The organism is Pleionea mediterranea (genome assembly GCF_003148745.1).
GTDB lineage: Bacteria > Pseudomonadota > Gammaproteobacteria > Enterobacterales > Kangiellaceae > Pleionea > Pleionea mediterranea.
The window spans coordinates 228,073-248,208 of sequence record NZ_QGGU01000008.1; the positions used below are offsets into that span (position 1 = coordinate 228,073).

17 protein-coding genes are annotated in these 20,136 nt (G+C 40.5%); 10 read left to right on the forward strand and 7 right to left on the reverse strand.

Annotated features, from left to right (window positions below; translation table 11 throughout):
• The first annotated feature begins 3 nt into the window (after positions 1 to 3).
• The 9 genes from C8D97_RS12425 (at position 4) to C8D97_RS12465 (ending at position 14,569) form a co-directional block, all read left to right on the forward strand.
• Positions 4 to 2,757 (forward strand): bifunctional glycoside hydrolase/polysaccharide deacetylase family protein, encoded by a 2,754-nt coding sequence (locus C8D97_RS12425; protein WP_109764102.1) that lies wholly within the window; start codon positions 4 to 6, stop codon positions 2,755 to 2,757.
• The gene (locus C8D97_RS12430; protein WP_109764103.1) at positions 2,750 to 6,463 is read left to right on the forward strand and encodes a tetratricopeptide repeat protein; all 3,714 of its coding nucleotides are present in this window, start codon (positions 2,750 to 2,752) and stop codon (positions 6,461 to 6,463) included. Before C8D97_RS12425 ends, C8D97_RS12430 begins: the two co-directional genes overlap by 8 nt.
• Before the next feature lie 17 nt (positions 6,464 to 6,480).
• On the forward strand, positions 6,481 to 7,008 hold the full coding sequence (locus tag C8D97_RS12435; RefSeq protein ID WP_109764104.1) for a hypothetical protein: 528 nt from the start codon (positions 6,481 to 6,483) through the stop codon (positions 7,006 to 7,008).
• 9 nt (positions 7,009 to 7,017) lie between these two features.
• Positions 7,018 to 8,391: a PelD GGDEF domain-containing protein gene (locus C8D97_RS12440; RefSeq protein WP_109764105.1), complete on the forward strand. Its 1,374-nt coding sequence runs from the start codon at positions 7,018 to 7,020 to the stop codon at positions 8,389 to 8,391.
• On the forward strand, positions 8,351 to 9,361 hold the full coding sequence (locus tag C8D97_RS12445) for a HEAT repeat domain-containing protein (RefSeq protein WP_109764106.1): 1,011 nt from the start codon (positions 8,351 to 8,353) through the stop codon (positions 9,359 to 9,361). Before C8D97_RS12440 ends, C8D97_RS12445 begins: the two co-directional genes overlap by 41 nt.
• Position 9,362: 1 nt before the next feature.
• Positions 9,363 to 10,904: a GT4 family glycosyltransferase PelF gene (pelF, locus tag C8D97_RS12450; protein ID WP_109764107.1), complete on the forward strand. Its 1,542-nt coding sequence runs from the start codon at positions 9,363 to 9,365 to the stop codon at positions 10,902 to 10,904.
• Positions 10,892 to 12,265, forward strand: a complete 1,374-nt coding sequence (gene pelG / locus C8D97_RS12455) for an exopolysaccharide Pel transporter PelG (RefSeq protein WP_109764108.1) — start codon at positions 10,892 to 10,894, stop codon at positions 12,263 to 12,265. Before pelF ends, pelG begins: the two co-directional genes overlap by 13 nt.
• 292 nt (positions 12,266 to 12,557) lie before the next feature.
• A complete protein-coding gene (locus tag C8D97_RS12460; protein WP_109764109.1) occupies positions 12,558 to 13,451 on the forward strand; it encodes a hypothetical protein in 894 nt (297 codons plus the stop codon).
• 17 nt (positions 13,452 to 13,468) lie between these two features.
• Entirely contained in the window at positions 13,469 to 14,569 is a 1,101-nt protein-coding gene (locus C8D97_RS12465) for a matrixin family metalloprotease (RefSeq protein WP_109764110.1), read from the forward strand.
• A gap of 59 nt (positions 14,570 to 14,628) precedes the next feature.
• On the opposite strand, the gene C8D97_RS12470 is transcribed toward C8D97_RS12465, so the two are convergent.
• A complete protein-coding gene (locus tag C8D97_RS12470; protein WP_109764111.1) occupies positions 14,629 to 15,171 on the reverse strand; it encodes a peroxiredoxin in 543 nt (180 codons plus the stop codon).
• A gap of 433 nt (positions 15,172 to 15,604) precedes the next feature.
• Here C8D97_RS12470 and queG point away from each other — a divergent pair, with 433 nt between their 5' ends.
• Positions 15,605 to 16,750, forward strand: a complete 1,146-nt coding sequence (gene queG, locus C8D97_RS12475) for a tRNA epoxyqueuosine(34) reductase QueG (RefSeq protein ID WP_109764112.1) — start codon at positions 15,605 to 15,607, stop codon at positions 16,748 to 16,750.
• 159 nt (positions 16,751 to 16,909) lie between these two features.
• Here queG and C8D97_RS12480 read toward each other — a convergent pair whose 3' ends face one another.
• From C8D97_RS12480 to C8D97_RS18600, 6 genes are all read right to left on the reverse strand, one after another.
• Positions 16,910 to 17,764 carry an IS3 family transposase gene (locus C8D97_RS12480; protein WP_109764113.1) on the reverse strand — a complete coding sequence of 285 codons (855 nt, stop codon included), beginning with the start codon at positions 17,762 to 17,764 and terminating at the stop codon, positions 16,910 to 16,912.
• A gap of 2 nt (positions 17,765 to 17,766) precedes the next feature.
• Positions 17,767 to 18,090: a transposase gene (locus C8D97_RS12485; RefSeq protein WP_109764114.1), complete on the reverse strand. Its 324-nt coding sequence runs from the start codon at positions 18,088 to 18,090 to the stop codon at positions 17,767 to 17,769.
• A gap of 92 nt (positions 18,091 to 18,182) precedes the next feature.
• Positions 18,183 to 18,539 carry a hypothetical protein gene (locus tag C8D97_RS12490; protein WP_109764115.1) on the reverse strand — a complete coding sequence of 119 codons (357 nt, stop codon included), beginning with the start codon at positions 18,537 to 18,539 and terminating at the stop codon, positions 18,183 to 18,185.
• 65 nt (positions 18,540 to 18,604) lie between these two features.
• Positions 18,605 to 19,438: a signal peptidase I gene (gene lepB, locus C8D97_RS12495; protein WP_170115242.1), complete on the reverse strand. Its 834-nt coding sequence runs from the start codon at positions 19,436 to 19,438 to the stop codon at positions 18,605 to 18,607.
• 136 nt (positions 19,439 to 19,574) lie between these two features.
• Complete coding sequence (locus C8D97_RS18190) at positions 19,575 to 19,748, reverse strand: hypothetical protein (RefSeq protein WP_170115243.1); 174 nt, start codon at positions 19,746 to 19,748, stop codon at positions 19,575 to 19,577.
• Positions 19,749 to 19,955: an NMCC_0638 family (lipo)protein gene (locus tag C8D97_RS18600; protein ID WP_109764117.1), complete on the reverse strand. Its 207-nt coding sequence runs from the start codon at positions 19,953 to 19,955 to the stop codon at positions 19,749 to 19,751.
• Positions 19,956 to 20,136: the final 181 nt, after the last annotated feature.

Sequence of the window (20,136 nt, forward strand, 5' to 3'; positions counted from 1 at the left end):
TCTATGCGACCCACTAGCATTATCGCCCTTATCCTGATTTTATTCTGCTCGTTTACTCGAGGAGATACCGCTTTCTTTTATGGATCGCAAGTTCCGGTAACAGAGTTGTCGATTTACGACAATATTGTTGTTCTGCCAGAACACATCAACACACATCAGGAGCGCCGGCTTTTTGATATTAAAGCCCGACCAATCGCATACCTTAGTTTAGGTGAAGTCGCCTCAAATGCCCAATACGCCGATCAAATACCAAAATCATTATTCCAGCAATATAATGAACAATGGCAAAGCCACGTTATTGATATAAGCCAACCCGTCTGGCACCAGTATTTACTCAATAAACATATTCCCAGATTAATGAAACAAGGTTATGAGGGGTTGTTTTTCGATACACTCGACAGTTATACCCTGCTGTCTCAAGATACAGAAGCACTAAAACATTATCGAAAGAGCTTGGAATCACTTATTCTGTCAATTCGTCAGCAGTACCCGGATATCTATATTATTGCGAACCGGGGTTTTGAGTTAATGCCGGTCATCGCAAAACACATCAATGAAGTTGTCGCTGAATCGCTTTTCTCGGCTTATGAGGCAGGCAAAAACAGCTACCAGTCAACCAGTGCTTCTGATCAACAATGGTTAATTAATCAGTTACAACAGGTTAAAAATCAATACGGACTCCCCATTACGGTAATCGATTATTTACCAGCGTCCAGTTTTAGACAGGCCGACCAACTGGCCAGGCGAATTGATAAACTGGGGTTCACCCCCTGGATCACCAATGGTCACTTAACCTTACTTGGTCAAAGTACATTAAAACCAGTTCCTCGAAAGTTAATCGGTCTTTTTTATGATCCGGACAATGGTATCTATCCAAGTGCGTTACATCAAAAACTAGCTTCCAGTGCAGAGTATCTTGGTTACTACATCGAATACATTAATCTGGCGACAGATTCTTTGCCAGACTATCCGCTTAGAAATCGCATTGCTGGCATCGTCAGCTGGTTTGATCGTACAAATTTACCCGCCAGTCAAAGTGTTTGCCACTGGATTAACAAGGCCTATACCAATGCCAATATTCGAGTAGCCGTTTTTGAGCACCTGCCAGAACATCCTCAATGTTTGAGCCATTTATCGGTTAGTTCAATGGATATTGATCCTGCGACACTTAAAATAACGCAACAAAACAAACATATTGGTAACGAATTACCGTTAAGATTAAAACCTCGACCTGCAAAACTACTGATCTCACAGTCTCCCAACAACCAAAGCTGGCTGACGTTAACCGATAAAACTTTACAATCATTTACTCCAGTATTAATTGGCGACTGGGGCGGTGTAGCTCAAAAAGGATATGCACTGATAAAAGGTTTTGGCAATAAAGATTATTGGCTGGTTGATCCTCTGGAATTTTTAACACAAAGTTTACAACTGAAAGCTATACCAGCACCCGACACTACCACAGAAAATGGATTGCAAATCGCTACAGCCCATATAGATGGCGATGGATTCGTTTCCAGAAATCCACTCCGTAACCAACAGATTGCCGGGCAGATCATTCTCGACAAAATCATCAAACAATACCCATTGCCAACCACTGTTTCAATTATTGAAGCCGAAATTAGTCCAGATGGTGTTTACCCAAAGGATTCAAAACAGGCCATGGCAACTGCTCGTAAAATTTTTCAGCAACCGAATGTTGAAATTGCCTCACACTCATTTAGTCATCCTTACTTTTGGGAAATATTTGATAACCCGAATGCCAATAAAGACAAAGGTTACGGCCAAACCTTGCCCGTTCCCGGCTACTCAACACCCTCTCTAAAACGTGAAATAAACGGTTCAGTAAACTTTATAAACACTCAGTTAGCACCAAAAGATAAACAGGTTAAAGTCTTTTTATGGTCGGGCGATGCTATTGCAACTGATGATGCTGTTGAATTGACTCAACAATTAGGTCTTCAAAATGTTAATGGCGCCAACTTAAAAATATTTCAACATGACTTTTCGATGAGTCGTGTATGGCCAGTCGGACTGCCATTAAAAACAGGCTACCAAATTTATGCTCCTGTCATGAATGAGAACGTCTATACCAATTTATGGAATGGTCCCTATTTCGGATACAGAAATGTCATCAATACATTTGAAGCCTTAAGTAAGCCAAAACGATTAAAACCGCTCAGTATTTATTATCACTTTTATTCAGGCGAGAAAAATGAAGGTTTGCTGGCACTGCACGATGTTTACCAATACGTACTTAGCCAGCCGATTAATGCCATGTACTTAAGCGACTATGCAAAACGCGCCAACGCCTTTTATACATTAGCTATAGGACAAGAAGATGACATATGGCATTTTGCTGAGGCTGGCGAATTAAGAACATTGAGAGTTAATCAAACTGCTGGTTTTCCTGAGCTTTCCGATAGCAAAAAAATCATAGGGTTCGCAGACAATAATGACCAGAGATACATACACCTCAGTGATTCTTTTGGTCAGTTAAAGCTTTCTAACAAAAACAATAATCGTTTATACCTGCAAAGCTTTTCAGGACAGATAAATAATTGGATTACAAACGACAGATCCACTCAGATTAGTATTGACAACTATACCCATGGGAAAATTAAAATCCGAAAAAATTCGGAAGCATGCAAGGTGGTTTATAATGGCAAGTCCATCAAAATACCACCAAATCAGGCGAGTATTACACTTTCTGTTGGTATTGTTGAAAATAGCCAGTTAGAGCTGCATTGTGGCTAAAGCCGATAACAAACTCATTCGTTTGCCCGGCATTCTTTTTGTATTTGTCGTGGTGTTACTGGTGCTTTATTTATTGTTTCCAGACAACATACAGTTTGGGGATGATAAAAAAAGTGATGAACCAGCTGACGCTTTAAGCCTTGCTTATTTAAAAGTTCGTTTGAAATCAGATAAAGCCAATGTGGCTTTAAGAATTAAACTGGCCAAACAGCTGCAACAAGTTGGAGAGTTCAAAGAGTCAGTAAAGGCTCTCTCCCCTGTGGTTTATCGAACAGAACTTATAACAATTCGTAATGAACAATTCTATACAGACGCCTTAATACTCTGGTTAAACGCTTTATTATCGCTCAATCAGTCAACTACTGAATCACTAGATATTGATGCTACCATCAAAGCACTTGTAAACAGCGATCTTTCGTCCGTAGATAAAGAAAAATTACTTAACACCCTTGAGCGCTTAAATAAGTCAGAGTTGAAAGCAAGTGCTTTTACTCAACTCTCTGTGAAAAAAGAATTTACAGCAACCCAGTCTCAACTGCTCATATTAGCCGCGAAGGCTTATTATTCCGCTGACAATATAGTTAATGGCAACAGCTCCTTTAGTTCGGCGTATCAAAAATCAAGTGCTCAAGAAAAACCTGAGGTAGCCATCACACATTTAAATGCATTGCTCGCTGCAAACCAACCAGGAGAAGCTTTTAAATTCACACAATACTATTTAAAGCGACATCCTGACAATAAATCCTTGTTAAAACTTAGCATTAACATTGCCCAGCAAAACTCTGAATTAAGCAGTGTTATTGCTTATAAAGAAGCACTGTTAAAAAACATTAATCAAGATAACTCTAATTTAAAACATGATTTAGAATTGGAACTATTCTCATTGTATATTGCTGCCGGAAGTCTCGATAAAGCTGAAACCATGGCAAATAAATGGCTGAGAGAAAAGCGACAACTCTCAGCGTCCAATAAAAGTAAAGTGGCACAGTTGTATGAGTGGCAAGGAGAACCCAGGAAGGCTTTTAAACTATGGTTAACTCTATTAAGCACTAACTCCAAGGCAAAAGTCCGTGCTATTGAGCTATCTAATGGTTTAAATGATGCCAGATTAAGTGTGCAGCTTTATCAAAAGCTTGCTAGCAGCAATACACTCACCAAACAACAATTAAAGGCATATTATCAGGCGCTAATATCATCGTCACCGATAAGTACAACGGAGCAGCGACTAAAGGATTATGTAAACAAGTACCCCAGCCTGACAAGTCGCTGGTTACTTAGAAGCTTTTATTACGACAACTTTCAGTTTAACAAAGCACAGCAACAAGACAGTTTAATTAACCAGCGATACGCTAGTCTTGATGCAGACAAGCTGTTATCGATTGTTGATTTAAACTGGGAGTTAAATCAACCAGATATCGCCATAACCCGATTAAATAAATGGATTAACGGCCATAAAAAAGTTCCCGTTACAGTCTGGCAGAAGCTGGCCGATATAGCCTGGTATCTGGGAGACAGTGGATCCGCAAAACTAGCCTATGAAAAAATATATCAACAACAAGGTGTTTTTTCCAAGGAGCACATGCGGCAGGCCATTGACCTGGCAGTAAGCGATGATGATTACTTAAAAGTTCAACAGCTGGCTCTGGACGGCTGGAAAAAATACGCTGAGTATGACTTACTTGTGATCGCTCTTGATGCAAGTATTAATGTAGAAGACTATTCAACCGCTGAAGCACTTATAAAAAAGCAATCACCGGAGCAACTGCCAGAGAATTATCGCGTTCAATATCAATTAATTGCGGCTCAAATTTATCGTCGCAATAACAATATCAGCAAAGCCACTGAACTTACCTACGCTGCTTTACAGGCTGCACCAGATAACGCTGCAGTTAAAGAAGCACTATTGTGGTTATTGATTGATGGCTCAAACGACAAACTGCCTCAGTTAAACCGATTACTTGAAAGTTATGAATCGCAAGGCTATGTTCGTCCTGCTCTTAGATCCGCCATGGCAGCTGGTTGGCTAAAATTAAAACAATACCGAAATGCACTTTATTGGATGGAGCAAGATCGATCTGCTAACAAAGAGAATGTCCGTTGGTTATCAGATTACGCTTATACACTTCATCAATCTAGCTATCGTACAGATGCTTATCAGGTTCGGCGTCGAATTATTCACTTATTACACAGTAATACAACTAAGCAGAATTCTGATCTTCAAAACAATGCTGTTCCAAACGCTGTCCTAAACACTGCTGTTCTAAACACTGACCTGACGCAACAAGAGCAAATCATTAAGGCTCGAACTCAGTCATTACTCAATGGTCAATTAACCGGATTAGCACAAATTCCAGAATATATACTACAACAACTTTACCAGATAAATAACAGTAATGATTTATTTGATGCCACTGACAAAGACAATTTAACTCAATGGCTGATTCTGCTTCTGGAATGGGCGCTGCAAAACAATCGTAAAGAACAAGCAACCTATCTGTATAACCTTGCTAATGCATTAAATATTCATTTACCTGAGTGGCTCAAATTAAGTTATGGCTTAATGACGTTCGACAAAACCATTATCGAACGGTCACTTAAAAGCAGTGAGTCACTGCCATTAGCCGACCAAACGTTTGCCTTATATAAAATGGGCTACACTGGTGACAGTATTGCATTTGGATTAACTCAACTGCGTGATACATTATCGAATGATGAAACAAATCAATTGCGCCGGATCACCAGTAGTCTAAGGCAAGACTTGCCAAACGGAGCCAAATTGACTGCAAGCCAAAGTGCCATTGGCGACATAGATCTAAATGGGCAATCGTTCAATTATGTACATGCATTTGATGAAAGCCTGATTAATCTGGAACTCAATAATCAAGCCATAGAGGTTATTAACACAAGCTTACTGTTACCGGTATTTGATCGCGAAAATGAGCTTAACCTAGTTAATACTTACCTTAATGGCTCGAATAAAACTTGGTGGAACATTAACTTTCGAACATTAGAGTCTCCAACATTAGAAAATTCTTCTTCCACCAGCTTACGAATTGGCCAGAACTATCAACCAACCAGCAGGCTGCAACTCGACTATCAATTACAATATAAGCAACGGGATAGTATTAGCTCGGCTTTTTACTTGCTTGGTAATAAAAATGCGGTTAAATCATCAGCGAGCTATCAAGTAGATCGTGCAAACCGCATTTATTCTGAATTAACATTCAATCAATACAAAGGCCTCGATAATGAAACACTCGGTAATGGCAATGAGTTTAGGCTCGGTATTCAGCACCAGTTGATGTATCAAGATCCCGCCTGGACACTCTATTCCGAATTTTATTCATTGAATAACTCGCTTAACATTTTAAATAGCAGCCGTTACACCCCCTATTTCAAACAACAGCCGAGTATCGACTTATTGTTGCCAAAGCAGTATTGTCGAACCAGTATTGGTTCAACCTGGCAAAAAGGTGATCCGGGATCCATCGTACAAACGGCACCATCACCACACTATTTATTAAACATTGATTTAGGCTGGCTTTGCCATGAAAATAGTTTTGACTTTGCATTATCCACAGCAATCGGCTGGCGAATCTTTGGTGACGATGAATTAAGCTTCGGGCTACGATTTAGCTCTTCAAAGGTAGACTCTCAAGATAATCAGTCTATCTACTTAAGTTATAGTAAATATTTTGGACGTTAAGACAGGAAACATAACTGATGCAAAAACTTTTTAAATGTATATTCAGTGCAGCACTCCTACTCGCAATCACTGCCTGTAGCACTCATAAGGTCTATCAGTCAGATGACATTACAGCATCGAACCGCTGGGTGCTATTGCCCATCAGTAATTTAACTCAGGCACCACTTGCCGGCGAACGTACTGAGGCAATTTTGGCAAGCCATCTTAGAGCTACTGGTATTGGGCAATTAACCGAGTACCCTCGCCCGACTGAACAAAATCGGTTTGGCTTAAATAATGATCAAATCCAACTGCAACAAGCAAAAGCATGGGCAAAAACACAACCGGCACAATACTGGGTAACGGGTACAGTGGATGAGTGGCAATACAAAGCTGGCCTCGATGGTGAACCTGCTATTGGTATTAGTTTGAAGATTATTGATGCCAATACCGAACAAGTCATCTGGAGTGCCAGTGGCGCACGAACTGGCTGGGGACGAGAAGGTGTTGCAGTTGCCATGCATCAGCTAATTGAAGAGCTTTTAGCCGAATTAAATCTGGATTAATGACCGACTATGGAATTCAACCGCAACTCCTATGAAATAACACAACAGGCCGCAGCATGGTTTAGCTGGCTTGAGGTCGCTGTTATTACCACACTGGTTATTGTCTTTTGCCAGTTGGCGAAGCCGGATGATCCGTTTTTTCTTAATTCAACCATTGCCTGGCCTGTGGTTGCGCCTCTGTTAATCAGCTTGCGGTATGGCTTTTTCAAAGGCGTGGTCAGCGCAGCATTGTTATTGCTGATCATAGTTCTGTGGCAACGTCTAAATAATGATGCAAATAACTTAACACCAACTTATGCAATATTTATAGCGATCACCAGTATGGTCGCTGGTGAATTTCGTGATACTTGGGAAAGACGATTATCTCGATTACAGGAGTCCAATCAATACCGACAACTTCGACTCGATGAATTTACCCGAAGCTTTCATATGTTAAAAGTGTCACATGATCGACTGGAGCAACAAATGGCCGGTCACTCACTCAGTTTGCGTGAAGCATTAATTAATCTACGCAAAAATATTCAAGGTTCAAACCAACATCAAAATCTTTTATCAAAAATCAGTTCTGCGGTTGCCAATAAAATCATGGCCTTATTTTCAGAGTATGGTTCGATTCAGCAAGCTGCCTTTTATCAATATACTGAACAAGGCATTCAGTCGGAACCATTGAGCAGGCTGGGTGAAGATATTACATTGATAAATGACGATCCTTTATTAAAGCATTGTATTTCCACTCGACAAGTGGTGAGTATAAATCCTGAGCTGGTCAAAAAAATAAATGCTCAGCACTCTAAATATATGATGTGCATTCCATTTATTGATTCCAATGATCATTTATATGCTGTGGTGGTTGTTAACTCAATGCCATTTTTGTCATTTCAAGAGCCGGTACAAAAATTGTTAGCCGTACTAGCCGGTCATATCGCCGACTTATTCAGTGCCATTCAAGTTGTTGATAAGCTAGAGGATGTAGAACTGACCGATATGCTGGTTAATTTAAAACGTTCACTCATTAATATAAATAAACACGAACTACCCTCTACGGTGATCAGCTTTAATATCGAAAACAATGATGCTGGCTATCAAGTATTATCAATCATTAAACAAATTCGCAGAGGACTGGATCTTATTTTTGAATATCAGACAGACTCAACGGTTGAGGTCATTTGTCTATTACCCTTAACCGAGTTAATTGGTGTTGAAGGATACCGAAACCGGCTACAGGAAGCTTGCCAGTCACAGCTTGGTATGAGTTTGACTCAGTTACCGGTTGAAATAAATATTCACTATATGTCGAAAGATCCTGAACTCTTACAATCATTCATTCGGAAACATTGCTCACATGAACACCCACTGGTTAGTTACTCAGGGTATTTTGCTTGAAGCAGGCAGTATCGCGAGTTTAAGCTCCGATCTACCCACCTGGCTAAAATTAGTTCTTTTTGTCTCTGCTCATGCGGGAGCTGTGGCACTGTTTTCTATTGTTTTATGGCGACTTCTACCAACGCGTTATCGTCTGCCATTTCATACCAGCTATGGCTTTTTATACGTGTTTCAATTTTTTATCCCGTTTATTGGCTCTATTGGGTTAAGCAGCGCAGTGTTGCTTGCGTTAAATCTACCTCGAGTACAACGTTCCGATCCCTGGTATGACACCGATGAACCTCTCCTGCCATTTAAGGCAGCCGATTACGACAGCTACCCAATTTATAGTCCTGGTGGACTGATACAAATTTTAAGGGATTCACCCAGTCCAGAAAAACGATTAAAAGTTGTATTATCACTGAAACAAATGCCAGAGCGAATATCCATTAGCCTGTTAAAGTTTGCGTTAAAAGATCCTGTGGATGATGTTCGCCTACTCGCCTACTCAATGCTGGATGAAAAAGAAAAGCACATCAGTGAAGAAATCAATCGTCACCTAAACTCAATAGAAGAACTCAATGACAGCAAAAGTGATGACGATGAACGACGTTTTTTACTGCATCAATTGATCGCAAATAATTACTGGGAACTGGTCTACCTTGATCTTGTGCAAGGCGGTGTCCGAAACCATGTTCTGAATCAGGCCGAGCAACACATCACCCAATCACTTGATATTAAGCAAACACCATCATCGCTTAAACTCTACGGTCAAATATTACTGAATAAAAAAGAACTACCAAAAGCAAGGTTAACATTTGAAAGAGCAATTCAACATGGTATTGAGCCCAGCTCAGTTAGTCCATATTTAGCAGAAATTGCTTTCTTAAACCGGACTTACGAATTAATTCCGAATTACTTGTCCATGTATAAAATTAGCGGTAAAAGTCAGGCGAATCTGATGCCCGTTCTGAACTATTGGTTAAACTAACATGAGTAGTCCTGATAAAATTACGGGTAACAAAAAACCAGTGGCCGATATTGGCTTGTTGCTTGAAGGTACCTACCCTTATATTCGAGGAGGAGTCTCTTCATGGGTTCATCAAATCATTACCGGCTTACCTCAGTACACATTTGCATTAATCTTTTTAGGCGGCTCAAAAGATCATTATGGCGATATGCAGTATGAACTGCCTGACAATGTAAAACACCTTGAAATTCATTACTTAATGGAATCCTGGCAAGATAAAAAACCGGTTAAATGTGAAGGCAACCGTTCGGTATTTGAAAAAGTATCAACCATGCATGAGTGCTTTAAAAACAATACCGAAGTACCTGCCGATTTATTAGCAACCATTTTCAATGGCATCGGAAAGCCTGACGGAATTACTCACGATGACTTTTTATTCAGCCGATCAGCCTGGGATTTTATTGAGGAAAAATACAAAAAACATTGTACAGAGCCTTCCTTTGTTGATTACTTCTGGTCAATTCGAACCATGCATGCCCCACTTTTTGTATTATCAAAAATTTCTAACACCATGCCAGAAGTAAAAGCCATCCATGCCGTTTCGACAGGTTATGCAGGTTTACTGGGCGCCATGTTACAACGACAGCGTAATTATCCATTTATTCTTACCGAGCACGGCATTTATACCAAAGAACGTAAAATTGATTTGGCTCAGGCGAAATGGGTACACGAACCAAAAGAAGAACTCAGTGTAACGCTTCACTCCGATGTGGGGTATATACGTAATCTCTGGATCCGTTTTTTTGAGGTGCTGGGCCGATTAACTTATCAGTCAGCGGATCCGATTATTTCATTGTACGAAGGAAATCGGGAGCGACAGATTATTGATGGCGCTAATGCCGATAAAACAGAAGTTGTCCCAAACGGTATATCCTTAGAGCGCTTTGAAACACTGCTCGAGTCAAGACCAAAATCAATTCCGAAAGTGTTAGGACTAATTGGCCGTGTGGTGCCCATTAAAGATATTAAAACCTTTATACGGGCCATGCGAACCGTTTGTACCGAAATGCCAGAAGTCGAAGGCTGGATTGTCGGACCGGAGGATGAAGATCCCGATTATGTTAATGAGTGCAAAGATCTGGTTAAAAGTCTTGGCCTTGAAAATCAGGTAAAGTTTTTAGGTTTTCAAAACATATTCGACATTATACCGAAACTGGGTTTAATGGTTTTAACCTCCATCAGTGAAGCATTACCACTGGTTATACTTGAAGCCTATGCATCGGGTCTGCCCTGTATTGCTACCGATGTTGGCGCCTGTCGAGAGCTTATCGAAGGACAAAATGATGATGACCGCCGCATTGGTTCTGGTGGTGCTGTGGTTCCAATTGCCGATCCTGATGCAACCGCAACAGCGGCAATCAACCTGCTTCAAAATGAGGAGCTTTGGTATAAAGCTCAACAAGCAGGCCTTGAACGCACCAAAAAATATTACACCCATAAAATGATGTTTGATAAATACGACGAAACCTATCGCAATGCTTTGGAGTCCCCATGGCAGGAATAGGTTTTGAAATTCGAAAAATACTAAAGAAAGACAGTTTTCTTTCGTTACTGCAGGCTTATGGCTTTGCCGGACTTATTAGTTCGGGGCCATGGGTGCTGTCTATTGTTGCAGTCATGCTGATTGGTATCTTCAGCTTTAGCTTAATGACCAACACCACATTAATCGTACAGTTTTTGGTATCCGTTACCTATTTAATGGCTGCATCGTTAATTGTCACCGGTTTTTTGCAATTAATGTTTACCCGGTTTGTTGCCGATCGCCTGTTTGAAAACAAATCCAATATTATATTGCCGAATTTACTGGGTGCCCTGACCATAACCACATTGGTGGTAAGTACGCTATCAATAATACTGAGCTTTTTATTTATCAATCAGTCAATAGAATACATATTACTAATGTTTTGCAATTTTGTTGTGCTGAGTAACTTATGGATTGTGCTGATTTTTCTATCCAGTATGAAAGCCTACATTAAAATACTGGTTTTCTTTTTTATAGGTTATGGCATTGCCGTTGCTGCGGCATTACTGATGACTGACTTTGGTATTGAAGGCCTGTTAAGTGGCATTTTATTAGGTCATGCTTTTTTATTGTGCAGCTTTTTGTTCATTATTATTCGAGAGTACCCCGGCATCAAACTCGTCAGCTTCGACTTTTTAAAAAATAAAAATATATTCATTAGTCTGGCTTTTACCGGACTGTTTTTTAATGCGGGTGTATGGATAGATAAAATTGTTTTCTGGTTTCATCCGGATACCTCTGACGCCATCATTGGTCCTTTACGAGCATCTGTTATTTATGACTTTCCCATTTTTCTGGCGTATCTGTCTATTATTCCCGGAATGGCGGTTTTTCTGGTACGAATGGAAACAGATTTCGCTGAGCAATACGATTTATTTTACAACTCCGTTCGTGAAGGCGATACCTTACAAAATATCCAGTATCGAAAGTCCCAGATGATTTACACCGCAAGGCAAGGCATTTATGAAATCTTTAAAGTTCAGGGAATAACAGTTGTTCTGTTATTGCTTTGGGGCAAAGATATACTAAATGCCTTTGGTATATCCTCTTTGTACGCCCCACTGCTTTATATTGATATTGTTGGGGTTGGCATGCAGGTATTATTTTTGTCTATCTTGAATGTACTTTTTTATCTGGATGATCGAAAAACGTCATTAATCCTATGCCTGATGTTCTTTTTATTGAATGGCACTCTCAGTTTAATCAGTATTGATTTGGGCGCCTCGTTTTTTGGTTATGGCTTCGCATTATCCACCAGTCTTGTCAGCATACTTGGTATTTACTTGTTATCTAGGCTACTGGAGAACCTTGAATACCGAACCTTTATGTTGCATCGAACCTGACGATATTGGCTCTTTCTCTGAGCCAATGTTTTCACCCTATTAATTCATACCGATTAAAACGCCTCATACTGTTTTTCCTAATTTATCAATCACTTTTGGCTTTTTTTAACCGTATTTTAAGATAATTCAACCGCTCAAACGCTGTCTATTCGTACAATGGTCTAAGCATTCGCTCACAACAACAATTACTCTGCGCCCTATTATATCTCATTTTATTTTCATTAAATAAGAGTCACCAGCTTGCTTCATAAGTATTAGCTGGTTTGTTTAACCAACTTAAAGGAACTGAGTAATGAATAAACTAACCGCAGTAAGTGCTACTTTGGCAGTATCGCTAATGACTATTCCAGCCATGGCCAAAGGCAGCATTGATTTGAATAAGCTGATTAATAAATCTGATCTTATCTTTAAAGGTGAGGTTACCGATATAACCTACAAAGATTCCAGCGAAGGCCTTCCACACACTTTTGTCACCTATCGTATGGACGAGTTAATTGCCGGCGAAACCAAACAAAAGCAGGTGACGCTTCGATTTATTGGCGGCAAACAAACCACAGGCAAATCAGAACGTTATCTTCATGTATCCGATGTTCCAGAGTTTGAAGTGGGCGAAAGCGATGTGTTGTTTGTCCGTAAAAACAATAAAATTATTTGTCCTCTGGTTGATTGCAGCAGTGGCCGGTTTAGAAACTTAAGCGGGTTTATCGCCAGTGAAGATGGTCAGCCCGTTGTCATGAATGAAAAAGGCAGTTATCAGCTAAGTCGTCAAAGCATGGCTGACCAAATAGGCAAAACCAATCGCCAAAAAGGTCGTGGGCGAGCAGTGAGCAATGAAACGGGTGAATCAAAAATCACGCCCAATAAAGGCAGCAGCCCTGTTGATATTGATAACTTTTTAATCAGTGTCAAAAGCAAGGTGACTCAACAGCGTTCAAAAGGAGCTTTGACAACTATGAACTTTAAATCCAGCGACCCATCACAAGGCTTTTCAAGTGGATTCTTTAAAGCGGTTGCACCGCTTGATCAAGCAATGGCCAGCCCAACCAAACAAGCTTCATCGAATACCAAAAAGGCAATGATGCCTCTTTCCAATCCAGGTAAATCGTCGTTTGATTTATGGGAAGAAGAAATGTTGCGTAAAAACGGCGGAGATCCCGTACTTGGCAATACTCAGGACGAACATTAATTAAAGGAGTAATCATTATGAAACAGTTAATATCTATAGCGATAGTTTTAGGTTCCTTAACCTATATACAGTCAACTGAAGCCGCTTCATGGCGAACCTGCAGCGGTAATAAAATTAAATGGGACAGCAATACTGTTACCATGCGAGCCAGTAATGTTAGCTTCCCATCGGGATCATCTTATCGCAGCGCCTTACAAACCGTGATCAGTCGGGTGAATGACAACCCCAGTAAATTTAACTTTAATTTATCAACCGGCGATACATCCGTGGGTTTTGATAATGGGCAAAATGAAACCTGGTTTACCAATGATTCCGACGCATTAGACGGAGCACCTGCGGTAGCCTTTAGCTGGACACACTGCTACTGGTTATTTGGCTGGCGGCATGGCATTGATGAAGTGGATGTTGTGTTCAACAATAATGTGACTTATACCAGCTCCAGTAACAAATCGGCGCTGAATACTTATGGCGGCTCTGCTCGTCCATTTAGAACAACGGCTACTCATGAGTTTGGTCATGCATTAGGACTGCTTCATGAAAATCGTTATTACAATATCATGGGACAGGACTGGGACTTCATTCACGCCAACGGCAATTCAACACGGGCTTACTTAGGTGAAGATGCAGCCAATGGCGCGGTTATTTTATATGGCACCACAGGCGGCTATATGGAAGATGTTTCCTTGAGTCATCATAAATACCTTGGTACCAGCGGTGAGTACAGTCGTCATCAACCGACTCGTCTGTATAATTCTTCTGGCGGTAATCTCTCCCGCTTTGGGAATAGTGGTGAGTGGGTGTATCGTGTCAATAAAGGACAAACCGTTCGACTGGAATTAACCGCAGAAAATAATGGTAAGTCCTATCAGTCGCCTGCTGTGGGTTACTATGTGTCCACCAACAACTATATTTCTACAGGTGATCGACGCATTGGCACAGGTTCATTAGGACTGGGACGAAACATTCCCTATACCTTTCAGCGTACCTTAACCATTCCTTCCAATCTTAATTCTGGTCAATACTATTGGCTTGGCGCTGTGATTGATTATAACGGTGCTATTTCGGAGTCATCGGGGGTTAACAACGCAACCTATGTGCGTATTTATGTTAATTATTAAAATTCAATAATTTAACAAAAGTAAAATATTGAGGGCGGAATTAATCCGCCCTCTTTAATTTATTTTAACTGTTTTTTTAAGGTTTTAAGATCGGCAAAGATCTGCTCCACATGTGATTTTGGATTAACCTCTTGATAATGTTTTACTATATTGCCCGAACCATCGACAATAAAAGTTTCGCGGCGGGTATGAGGCCAGGGTAAGTAATTCACCATGTCTAACTTTTTCGACAGCGACTTATCAACATCCGCCAGCAAATCAAATTCAACATTATAAGTTTTGGCAAATGACTTATGTGATTCGACATCATCCAGGCTGATGCCAACAATTTCTAATCCAAGTTCTTGAAATTTTTTATGATTCTTAGCAAAGTTTTCAGCTTCGATACTACAGCCTGGCGTATTGTCCTTTGGGTAAAAATAATAGGCCACCCACTTGCCTTCGTATTTATTGTCCGATATCACCTCTCCAGCCTGATTTTTTAATTCAAATTCTGGAAACAATGCACCGGTCCAGTCTTTTGCCTCTACAACCGAGGGTGTCATAATGGCAGCCATAGTGACCATAAAAAACAATAAAGTCATTCGATTAATCAGTTTCATAAATAATCAGCCTTTTTAACCATCCATCAAGCATCGTTTTTGCAGCTCTTTAAGCAGCTCTTTGTGCAAATCTTTATACAGCTGTTTTTGTAACTGTTTCTACAATTTTGCATAAAAATAATACAAAGTACGATAACCTAATGCATGTTCATTTATTAAATGAGAATGTTTGTCTTACACTGGTAAAAATACGCCTGTTAGCGCCAAATTTCTACCGCTATCTGTTTTCCAAGTTATGTTTGCAATATCATCTTTGAATGGGCATGTTACTAAGTTATCTCTTACCGCCTATTTGTACGACGAAGGCGCCAAAGCGGATCACACAATAAACTGCTATTCGCTGTCTGGCGACATGATAGCCGAATGCCAGCAGTGATTAGCCATTCATTGGCTCAGTGGATATAATGCTCAAAACCTTAACCCATGAGTTCCTGTGACAAGCTTATCTTCACCGAAACAACTTAAAGCTTATATAAAGCAGCAAGCGACGTCGCTTGGTTTTCAGCAATGCGGTGTTGCCCAGGCAGATATTCCCTCCCATGTTGAAAAGTATAAAGAGTGGTTAAAACAGGGCTACCATGGCGATATGGGCTATATGGCTGATCGGGAAGCCCTTCGCAGTGATCCTACAAGCCTGGTACCCGGTACACTGTCCGTTATCAGTGTGCGTTTGAATTATGTGCCGACCCCGGCAAAGTTCGCTGAAACTCTGGAAGACAGCAGCAAAGCCATTGTGTCTCGCTACGCCCTTGGCCGTGATTACCACAAGTTGATGCGTAAAAAACTGGCAAAGCTGGCCAAACAACTTGAGCAGCTGTCCGAAAACTTATCTTATCGGGTGTTTGTCGATAGCGCTCCTGTGCTGGAACGCGCTTACGGCGAAGAAGCCGGCCTTGGCTGGATTGGCAAAAACACCATGTTAATTAACGAGTCAGAAGGCTCTTTCTTTTTTCTGGGTGAAATTCTAACCAACTTACCGTTGGAAGCAGATGAAAAGCCGGAAAATTTATGCGGTAAATGCACTTCCTGTATCAGTATATGCCCAACACAAGCCATCGTTGCACCTTACACGGTAGACGCTCGTAAATGCATCTCGTACCTGACCATTGAACATTTTGGTTCAATCCCCGAGTCACTGCGCCCGCTTATGGGCAATCGCATTTATGGCTGCGACGACTGCCAGCTGGTCTGTCCCTGGAATCGATACGCCAAAGCAACCGACATAGATGACTTTTCGCCTCGACACGGCTTAGACAATATTGAATTGCTCGAGCTATTTTTATGGAGTGAAGAAACGTTTTTAAAAAACTTTGAAGGCTCACCCATCCGGCGAATTGGATTTGAGCGATGGCAACGTAACATTTCGATTGCATTAGGCAATGCAGAATATTCACCGCGTATTTTAGAAGCCCTGAATCAATGCCTTAACACAACCGATTCCGACTTAATTAAAGAACACGTCACGTGGGCAATAAAGCAACAACAAAATAAAAAGCAGACAATTGCGATTTCAGAGCCAGATAATAATCAAAAAAAACTGATACGAACCACTCGAAAAATTGTTAAGCACCTAGAGTGAGTCTTAAGTGTATTAACAAGTCCTTTTAATTGGCATCGTACATACTTGAACTAAATATTTTTATTAACAGCATGACATAACGTACACTTTCTCACTTAACATTAGTAAATGTTTAACGCCAAATTGAGACGTGTGATCTTGCACCCTGATACTGGACTACTATACATTGGCAGTCTCATAGTCTTCAGGTGATAAATATCCGATACTTGAGTGCAACCGCTGCTTATTGTAAAAATCAATATACAAAACAAACTCTCTTCTAATCTGTTTAATATTATCAAATACTTTCTGATAAAACGATTCGGTTTTAAATGTATGAAAGAAAGATTCCGCTGTTGGGTTATCCAAACAGCGTCCTTTACCACTCATGCTGGGTGTCAGGCCGGATTCCTTAAGAGCTCGTTGAAAATTAAGCCCTGCATACTCAATTCCCTGATCTGTGTGAAAGATTAAATTTTGGGTTATCTTTCTTCTACTCAACGCCATTTTCAACGCAGCAAAGGTAAAGTTAAAATCCCTTGTATGTGATATCGACCAGCCGACTATTTTTCTAGAAAAGGCATCCATTATTGTTGCAAGATAAACCCACCTTCTCTCTCGCGTTTTCAAATAAGTGAAGTCCGCTACCCACTGTTGGTTTGGCTGATGAGCTGGCGGTGCTAACTTTAGTAGGTTCTTAACTTTCTGGTAACGTTCTCGTCGCTTTGGATTGAATGTGTACAAGCCAACCACACTAGCTAAAATACCATTTTCTCGCATAATTCTAGCCACTCGTCGTCGCGAACAAGTTACTCCTTTACTCCTAAGTAGCCGGTACATTCTCGGACTGCCATAAGCTTTAGCTCTTCCACGATGATAACGCTTTATGGCCTTCAATAGAACGGTATCCGCTACACTTACCTTTGGTCGCTGATGCTTTTCCCAGTAATAGAAGCCACTTTTAGAAACACCGAACCTGCGACACATCCAGCAGATTGAAAAGTTATTTCTGTGTTGCTCTATAAAACGAAAAATATCTACTTTTTTTGCTGAGAAAAGCGTTTGACCTTTTTTAAGAAATCCCGCTCCCTTTGAGTCTCTTTAAGCTGCTTTTCGAGCTGCTTTATTCTTCGATTCGCCTCAATTAATTCCGTCTCTTCAACAATATCAGCTTCTGAATCACCACCTTTAATCTGGCCTCGTTTCATCTCCATCCTCCAGCGGTAAAGCATTACGGGGTGTATTCCCAAGTGCTCTGCAACTTCTAATGCTAGAAGATCGGGGTGATACGTCAATAGTACGGCTAATCGCTTGAAGTTATTACTATATCTATCGTACTCTTTACTATATGTTTTTGGCATCTTGCATTTCCTCGCTAGACTTTAGGTGTCTAGTATCAGGGTGCAAGATCACGTGCGTTTTTTCGCGTCGATTCAGATGTATTGTTAAATACTTATTCACAGTAATTGACGGACTTATTACATACCCTTGGAGAGCCGGAAGTAATAATATCCTTAAAAAGCCAATTATTCTTTGACTTGTAAAATCGATACGACATCCCTGCTCCACATCTACCAAAGTAGGTTGTTAATTGCACCCCACTCATAAAATCATCACTCTCTTCTTTAATTGTCTCAGAGAAAAAATGGATCGAAGATATTTTTAATGAATTCTCATTTTTAATTTGAGAAAGCATAATTGCTATGTCCTTTTCTTGCAGTTGAGCTGGAATATTGATACTTGGACATAATTCAGCCGTGTGAATAGTCAATGAAAGCGTATTGGCTAAAATTGACAGTATTATTTTCATATGTATTTAACGCTCAGCTAAGGGACAAAGCGCGCAGTGCTTTGTCCCGCCGCATTGTTAGGCCATTATTTGAAGACATATATGACCTCCCCAATGATGCGATCACTGGCAACATAGCCCCAAAATCTACTATCTGCCGAGTTATCTCTATTATCGCCCATAAAGAAGTAGCTTTTTTCTGGGACTACGATTTCTTCCATGTCTCTAGATGGCCGCATTTTTAGTCGTTGAATTAAATGTGTGATTCCGCTCAGGTTCTGCTCATAGACTGATAGCAGATCTGTTTCATATAACATTTCTGTGGCCAATACAGCGCCATTAATAGAAATATCATTACCTCTAATAGCTACTGTGTCTCCGGGGAGAGCTATAAGCCTCTTAACAAAAGGAATATCTTTATGAGGAGGATAAAATGCATACAGCCTTCCTCTCTGCATTAGATCAGCTGAGGCTAATTCCTTGCTAGATATAGTAATACCATAAGTTCCATATGTTCGGTAACCAAGCTTCTGAACAATGATATGGTTACCCGGATCTATTGTTGGCTGCATTGATGAGGAAGGGAAAACATAAGGCTCATACAAAAAGGAACGAAAGAGAAAGACTGCTGAGAAAAAAGCAGCATAAATGGCTGGGATACCCCACCATTTAGAGTACCAAGCCCGCTCACCAGAATACTCAAAAATCTTTACTATAAAATACGCATGAATCGGGCAAATCAATGAAAAGGCAGCCGCAAATAGCGTTTGATATTTCCAGTCGATTACAGAAACAGCACAAGAGAGAATAAAGTAAAGCCAAAATAGCTTTGGCCTATTTAAGTATAGAAATGTGAATGCCTGTAGAATTACTCCTAAGAGTATGGCTATCCATGCTTTCGGCTTCCAATTGATGCTCAAAGTCTCACCTTGTTTTTGTGGGCCTAACGCCGCAATTACCGGCCTGAACGTAGTTGTTTATTTTGTGTCATCGTAGCTGAAAAGCACAAAACAAACAACGCAGTGGATGTCCAGCCAGCTTGCTGGCGAGGGTAGATTACGGGCCGTCATAAGACATTATTGCCACTAGCTCGGCTCTCGGTTGCGTATTAAGGGTTATTACCCATTGCTCCATAAGTTGACCACCACGAAATATTTGATAGGACGTCGTCGCAAGGTACTGCGTTGTGGTTTCTTTTTTATAAGTAAAGCCACTATTATTTGGTGGCAATCAAGCTTCCATACTGTTTTGTAAAGTCGCAGGTTCGCCCTGGTGAACGAAGACGGAGCATAGCGTATTATCTAATACTGTAAGGCCGAACCGACCCTGTTCATTTTTTAGGTGCCATGCTTTACCAGCATTTCCGCTTAGATATTTTTGAGCGGCATCACCGCTAACTGGGCTACCCCCCCATCTCCAGAGCTTGACTCTCAACAAATCCTTTTTAAGTTATGGCTGATGCGATGAACACCTCCCTACTAACGGCGTCATAATGCGCCATACTTAGTTTTGGAACTTAAGTAATCAGAGAGGTATTCATCATGAATAATATTAAACTAGTTTCTATTGATTTAGCAAAGAACGTATTCCAAGTTTGTGGTATTAATCAGGCAGGTAA

Coding starts and splice junctions, on each gene's coding strand:
- C8D97_RS12425 (WP_109764102.1), top strand. CDS start 4: ATGCGACCCACTAGCATTATCGCCCTTATCCTGATTTTATTCTGCTCG.
- C8D97_RS12435 (WP_109764104.1), top strand. CDS start 6,481: ATGCAAAAACTTTTTAAATGTATATTCAGTGCAGCACTCCTACTCGCA.
- C8D97_RS12440 (WP_109764105.1), top strand. CDS start 7,018: ATGGAATTCAACCGCAACTCCTATGAAATAACACAACAGGCCGCAGCA.
- C8D97_RS12445 (WP_109764106.1), top strand. CDS start 8,351: ATGAACACCCACTGGTTAGTTACTCAGGGTATTTTGCTTGAAGCAGGC.
- pelF (WP_109764107.1), top strand. CDS start 9,363: ATGAGTAGTCCTGATAAAATTACGGGTAACAAAAAACCAGTGGCCGAT.
- pelG (WP_109764108.1), top strand. CDS start 10,892: ATGGCAGGAATAGGTTTTGAAATTCGAAAAATACTAAAGAAAGACAGT.
- C8D97_RS12460 (WP_109764109.1), top strand. CDS start 12,558: ATGAATAAACTAACCGCAGTAAGTGCTACTTTGGCAGTATCGCTAATG.
- C8D97_RS12465 (WP_109764110.1), top strand. CDS start 13,469: ATGAAACAGTTAATATCTATAGCGATAGTTTTAGGTTCCTTAACCTAT.
- C8D97_RS12470 (WP_109764111.1), bottom strand. CDS start 15,171: ATGAAACTGATTAATCGAATGACTTTATTGTTTTTTATGGTCACTATG.
- C8D97_RS12485 (WP_109764114.1), bottom strand. CDS start 18,090: ATGCCAAAAACATATAGTAAAGAGTACGATAGATATAGTAATAACTTC.
- C8D97_RS12490 (WP_109764115.1), bottom strand. CDS start 18,539: ATGAAAATAATACTGTCAATTTTAGCCAATACGCTTTCATTGACTATT.